The sequence below is a fragment of the Paenibacillus sp. CMM36 genome (assembly GCF_053570945.1).
The window spans coordinates 1-6,696 of the sequence record NZ_JBSEDY010000037.1; the positions used below are offsets into that span (position 1 = coordinate 1).

Genomic DNA, 6,696 nt, shown 5'->3' on the forward strand with positions numbered 1-6,696 from the left:
AGCCTAAATCGATGCAAGCCGGGCTATATGTCGCTGAAGATCTGGAATGTGACTTCCAGCCAGAGCTGGTTGCTCAGATCGAACGGGTAGCGAAGCAAAATCAGGTCACGATCAATACGCTGATTCAAACCGTATGGGGCGTTCTGTTGCAAAAATATAACAACAGTACGGATGTCGTGTTCGGCAGCGTTGTGTCCGGTCGCCCGGGAGATATTCCAGGCGTGGAGCACATGATCGGGCTATTTATCAATACAATTCCAGTGCGTGTGCAGTCTGAACAAGGTGAAACCTTTGTCGAGCTGATGAAACGAACACAGCGGCAGGCGCTGGCTTCCAATGCCTACGATGCGTTCCCGCTGTATGAAATTCAAGCACTGACCGAACAGAAGCAGGATTTAATCAATCATATTATGATTTTTGAAAATTATCCGGTGGAGCAGCAGGTAGAGCAGTTGGGCAGTGATGGACAGGATAAATTTACGATTTCAAACGTGGTGTCTACAGAGGAAACCAACTACGATCTGAACGTCGTCGTGATGCCGGGTGAAGGCATCAAGATTCGTTTTATGTATAACACGCTCAGCTTTGATCAAGCAGGCATTGAGCGTCTGCATGGACATTTTGCACGTCTGCTGGAGCAAATTTCGCTCAATCCGCATGTTCGGGTGGAAGAGCTGGAACTACTTACAGTAGCGGAAAAACAACAGATTACAGCGGCATTTAATGATACCGCTTGTGCATTTCCGTCTCATCAGACGATCCATCAGCTGTTCGAGGATCAGGTGGAGTGTACGCCGGATCAGGTGGCATTGGTGTTTGGCAATCAAAGTCTGACTTATCGGGAGCTGAATGAACGGGCCAATTCATTGGCTCGAATGCTTCAAGCCCAGGGAGTAGGACCTGACAAGCTGGTCGGTCTGATGGTGCAGCGCTCCGTAGAAATGATCGTAGGTCTGCTGGCCGTGCTAAAAGCAGGCGGTGCTTATGTGCCAATTGATCCCGAATTTCCATCCTCTCGTATTGCATACATGCTGGAAGACAGCGAGGCCGCAGTGCTTCTGACCCGTCGTGAGCTGGCAGAAGAGCACCATTGCCATGCCAATACCCTGTTTCTTGAGGATGCCGCATTGTATCAGGGAGAGAGCAGCAACCTGGAGACGATTGCCCGCCCAGAGCAATTGGCTTATGTCATCTATACGTCGGGTTCGACTGGAAATCCGAAAGGAGTTATGCTCCAGCATCGCTCAGTCCTCAACTTTATTACTGGGATGCGCGAAGTCATTGATTTTGAAGCGAGCCAAACCATGTTGTCACTCACGACCATTTCATTCGATATTTTCGTATTGGAAACCATTCTCCCCCTGTTGGGTGGAATGACGGTGGTGCTTGGCGACAGCCAGCATCAGGTGAATCCGCAGGCACTGGGTGAGTTGATTACTCAACATTCGATTGAGATGTTGCAAATGACACCATCCCGGCTACAAATGCTGCTGGGTCATGAAGTAGGCTCGCGCGCGCTGCAAAGCGTGAAGGCAATTATGGTTGGGGGCGAAGCTCTTCCGTCCAAGCTGCTCGCAGCACTGCAAGAGATAAACGGTCCCCGTATTTATAACATGTACGGACCTACAGAAACGACGGTGTGGTCGGCCGTGCAGGAACTGACCCATGCCCAGCATATTAATATTGGACGTCCTATCGCGAATACACAAATCTATATCCTGAATGCGAATGGGGAATTGCAGCCCGTCGGCGTGCCGGGCGAGTTATGTATTGCCGGGGAAGGATTGGCCCGTGGGTATTGGAAACGTGAAGAACTGACGGCCGAGAAATTTGTAAATAATCCGTTTGCTGGGGGCAAGACAGGCCATGAGCGGATGTACCATACAGGCGATTTGGCGAGATGGATGCCAGACGGCAACATTGAATATTTGGGGCGGATGGACCATCAGGTGAAAATCCGGGGCTACCGAATCGAACTGGGCGAGATCGAATCGCAGCTGTTGCAGGTGGAGTCGGTACAAGAAGCGGTCATCATGGCACGCACGGACGAAACGGGTCAAACACAGCTCGTGGCGTACTATGTGGCAAGTCAAGAGCTTGGAGCTGGTGAGCTGAGACAGAAGCTGGGACAAGCGCTGCCAAGCTATATGGTGCCGTCGTATTTCATCTGGTTGGAGCAGATGCCACTGACACCGAACGGCAAAATCGACCGCAAGTCCCTGCCAGCACCGAAAGGCAGTCTGCACAGCGGTGCAGAGTATGCAGCGCCACGTACGGTAGCAGAACGAGCATTCGTAGCGATCTGGCAGTCCATTCTGGGCGTGCCAACTGTCGGGATTTTGGACAATTTCTTTGATCTGGGCGGCGATTCGATCAAGGCGATTCAAATCGTATCGCGTGCGTTCCAGGCAGGCTACAAGCTGGACATGAAAGATTTGTTCCGCTACCCAACCGTCGCAACACTGGCACCGCATATGCACGAGGTAAGTCGTAGGGTAGATCAGGGAGAAGTGAGCGGGGAAACAACTTTGTCTCCCATCCAGCATTGGTTCTTTGCCCAAAAGCAAGTAGACGTACATCACTTTAATCAGGCGGTGATGCTGCACCGGGAGCAGGGATTTGATGAGTCCGCTTTGCGTCAGGCACTTGGCAAACTTACAGCGCATCATGATGTTCTGCGGATGGTATTCAGCAAGACCGAGCAAGGCTATGAAGCCTGGAACCGCGGAGTACAGGAAGGCGAGCTGTATCATCTGGACGTGGTGGACTTTACGAACTTGACGGATGAAGCCATGCTCAGCGCAGCCATGGAGGCGAAAGCTAGTGAAATTCAAAGCAGTATCCAGCTGCATGAAGGACCGCTGTTGAAGGCTGGTTTGTTCCACTGTGCAGATGGGGACCATCTGTTGATGGTAATTCACCATTTGGTCGTGGACGGGGGATCATGGCGCATTTTGTTCGAAGATTTAGCTGTAGCCTATGAACAGGCCATCCGTGAAGAGACGCTCCAGTTACCGGACAAAACAGATTCATTCCGTTCCTGGTCACAAAAACTTTCCGTCTATGCGAATAGTGCAGCCATGGACAGCGAATACGCCTACTGGAAGCAATGGAACGCTGCTGCTTTGGCTGACCAAGTACGTTTGCCTGAGGATCAAGCGGAGGCCGAACCGTTTACCTTGGCTGACACGGATACCGTGGTCTTCCAGCTTACGGAAGAAGAGACAGAAAAACTATTGAAGCAAGCACACCGCGCGTACAACACGGAAGTGAACGATTTGCTGCTGACTGCACTAGGCATGACGCTGTACACGTGGACGGGCCATGAACGCAGTCTGATTCATTTAGAGGGACACGGACGGGAGAACATTTTGCCGGATACAGACATTTCTCGTACGGTAGGCTGGTTTACGAGTCCATATCCGGTGCTGCTGGATATCGGTCGTGGTCATGCTTTGTCGGATCGAATCAAACAGGTCAAAGAGAGCCTGCGTCAGATTCCGAATAAGGGAATGGGCTACGGAATCTGGAGATATTGGAGTGAATCTGGTCAAGCGATTCAGCAAGCAGATGTACTGAACCTTGGTCAACATCAAGCTTTTGCCGAGCCACAAGTAAGCTTTAACTATCTCGGACAGTTTGATCAAGACTTGCCAAACAGCGATATCCGGATGTCTCCTTACTCGATGGGATCGGTCATTAGTGACCGGACGAAGATGAAATATGCGCTCGATGTGAGCGGGATTGTCACGAACGGCATCCTGGAATTCGACATTCGGTATAACGGCAAAGTCTTCCGTAAGGATACGGTCCAAATTTTAGTCAATCTGCTGAAAGCCAATCTGCTTGAAGTGATCGAGCATTGTGTGACACGGGAGCGGACCGAATTGACTCCAAGTAATGTACTGTTCAAAGGTCTGACCCTGGAGCAATTCGATACGATTAAGGAACAGACCAAGACGGTTGGGGAATTGGAAAATGTGTACCCATTGACCCCCATGCAAAAGGGGATGCTGTTCCACAGTTTGATGAATGCAGAAACAGGCGTGTATTTTGAGCAGGCAACCTTTGATCTTGAGGGCCACTTTGCACCGTCCATATTCGAGGAAAGCTTGAAGCTGCTGGTTAGTCGCCATGCGATATTACGGACGAATTTCTACAGCGGCTGGCATGGTCAACCCTTGCAAATCGTCTATCGTCATAAAGATTCGAGCTTCCGTTATGAGGATGTCAGAGGGCGTGAACAGGCTGTAGCTGAATTTGTGTCTCAGGACAAAGTCAGAGGCTTTGATTTAACCAAGGATGCGCTCATGCGCGTAGCTGTCTTCCGCACGGGTGATCGCTCGTACCGTTTTGTATGGAGCTTCCATCATATCGTAATGGATGGCTGGTGCCTGTCACTAATGACGGACGAAGTGTTTGGTGCATATGCTGCCTTGCTGGAGAAAAAGCAGCCAGCGCTTGCACCTGTCAAGCCGTATAGTGACTATATCGAATGGTTGGAACGTCAAAATGCACAGGAAGCGACCCGTTATTGGAGTGACTACTTGGCAGGTTTTGAGCAGCAAACCTTGTTGCCTGGTGAGAATACGCAAGTTTCTGTAACAGAACGGGATGACGACACAAACAGAAGCGGTCAAAGTTCAAATTCCGGCTATGTTTTGGAAAAGCTGCCATTTATGTTGGGTGAAGAACGAAGTGCCGCATTAAACCAAATGGCCAAGCAACAACATGTCACGATTAACACATTGCTGCAAAGCGTTTGGGGCGTTATTTTACAGAAATACAATAATCATCAGGATGTTGTGTTTGGTAGTGTGGTATCCGGTCGTCCGGCAGAAATTGCAGGTGTGGAGAGCATGATCGGTTTGTTTATCAACACGATTCCAGTACGCATATGCAGTGCACCGGATGCCACATTTGCTGAAGTATTGCAGCGTACACAGGAACAGGCTTTGGCCTCCAGTGTCTATGACACGTTCCCGCTCTACGACATTCAGGCACGGACTGAACAAAAACAAGACCTGATTCATCATATTATGGTCTTTGAAAACTACCCCATCGGGCAACAGATGAAGCAGATGGGTAGTTCCGGCGAGACCAAGACCCAAACAGGTTTCTCTATTGCCAATGTGGCACTTGCAGAGCAAACCAACTACGATTTTAACCTGATTGTCGTGCCAGATGAGGATATCTCTATCCTACTTGAGTACAATGCGCTGGTGTATAACCGGTCTGCAATGGAGCGTATCCAAGGTCATATCGACCACGTCATCGGACAAATCGTGGAGAATCCGCATATCCGTGTGGATGAGCTGGCATTGGTAACGCCGGAAGAACAGGCGCAAATCGTACAGGTATGGGGAGATACGGCGGCAGCCTATCCGCAGGATCAGACGCTAAGCAGTCTGTTTGAGCAGCAGGCAGCGAATACACCGGAGCAAGTGGCGGTGTTGTGCGGAGCGGAGTCGTTGACCTACCGTGAGCTAAACGAGCGAGCGAACCGTCTCGCACGCACCTTGCGTTCGGAAGGGGTTAAACCAGATCAGCCTGTGGGTATTCTGGTTCACCGTTCACTGGACATGATCGTGGGCATCTATGCGATCCTCAAGGCAGGCGGGGCTTATGTGCCAATTGATCCGGAATATCCGGCTGACCGCATCCGCTTTATGCTGGAGGATTCGGGAGCGAAGCTGGTGCTGACACAATCACATCTGGCGGAGCAAGCGTCGCTGAGTTTCGACGGCCAGGTGCTGGTGCTGGATCGTCAGGAGCAAGATGGCAAGCACATTTATCACGAAGATGGCTCGAATCTGGAGCCCCTGGCCGGGCCGCATCATGTTGCGTACGTCATCTATACCTCTGGCTCCACGGGAAAACCGAAGGGCGTGATGGTGGAGCACCATTCCGTGCTGAACCGAATTTTGTGGATGCATAATCGGTACGGCTTGAGTGCGGAAGATACGATTCTGCAAAAGACCGCCTTCACCTTCGACGTGTCGGTGTGGGAGCTGTTCTGGTGGTCAATGGTCGGCTCGAAGGTAAGCCTGTTGTCCGTGGGCGGGGAAAAGAACCCAGAAGACATCGTGGACACGATTGCCCGTGATGGTGTGAGCACGATGCACTTTGTGCCCGCCATGCTGCATGCATTCCTGGAGTATGTGGAGCAGCAGCCACGAGAAGTGATGCAAGCGAAGCTGGGCACGCTGCGCCATGTCTTTGCCAGTGGTGAAGCGTTGCCGCCACAGCATGTGGCCCGGTTCCAGCGGCTCGTGTCGAGCCTGGCCGGAGCGAAGCTAGTCAACCTGTATGGCCCAACGGAAGCAACGGTGGACGTATCGTACTTTGATTGCGAGCCGGATGGGGAATATACAGTCATTCCCATCGGGAAACCGATTCAAAACATTCGTCTGTACATCGTGAAGGAAGGCACGGAGCAATTGCAGCCGATCGGGGTTGCAGGGGAGCTGTGCATCGGTGGTGTCGGTGTGGCACGAGGTTATCTGAACCGTCCGGAGTTGACGACCGAGAAATTTGTAACTGATCCGTTTTCGGGTGGTGAAGCAGGCTATGAACGGATGTATCGCACCGGCGATTTGGCGAGATGGATGCCGGACGGCAACATTGAATATCTGGGCCGGATCGACCATCAGGTGAAAATCCGGGGCTACCGGATTGAGCTGGGCGAGGTGGAAT

At 51.4% G+C, this 6,696-nt stretch carries 1 protein-coding gene; it reads left to right on the forward strand.

Features of this window, described 5'->3' with window-relative positions; all coding sequences use genetic code 11:
• Nucleotides 1-6,696 (forward strand): amino acid adenylation domain-containing protein (locus ACWA2B_RS27555; protein ID WP_449292854.1); only part of this gene is annotated, 6,696 nt, incomplete at both ends.